Consider the following 302-nt stretch of genomic DNA (forward strand, 5'->3'; position numbering starts at 1 on the left):
TCAAAACAAGATCTCCGGACTACACCAGCAAAATCCCCGGCTTGTCCAGGTGACGGGAGGCTCCGCTTTCACACTCTATCGCATCACCTTGCAGAACTCGCCCAATTTCCATGTTGTCACCGATGGCGTTGCGGGAGTAGTCGCATGGAATATAAAGGTCCTGGCACCAAGCTTCGCGTACAGCGTCAGCGGGTATGCTTGTCCCTCTGGCACCACACCTGACCAGAAGACCCCCGCTACATGTTTCACGCCGGACACCGTGAAGAACACTGACGGTTTCGATCCCGCTCAGTCACGCAACG

General features: G+C 56.0%; 1 protein-coding gene. It reads left to right on the forward strand.

Annotation, left to right across the window (positions count from 1 at the left end):
- Positions 1-302: glycosyl hydrolase family 28 protein (locus ACLFKU_RS44515; protein ID WP_410853489.1), on the forward strand; the 302-nt coding region annotated here is incomplete at both ends.

The organism is Paraburkholderia sp. EG304 (assembly GCF_046543485.1).
In the GTDB taxonomy this organism is placed as follows: domain Bacteria; phylum Pseudomonadota; class Gammaproteobacteria; order Burkholderiales; family Burkholderiaceae; genus Paraburkholderia; species Paraburkholderia youngii.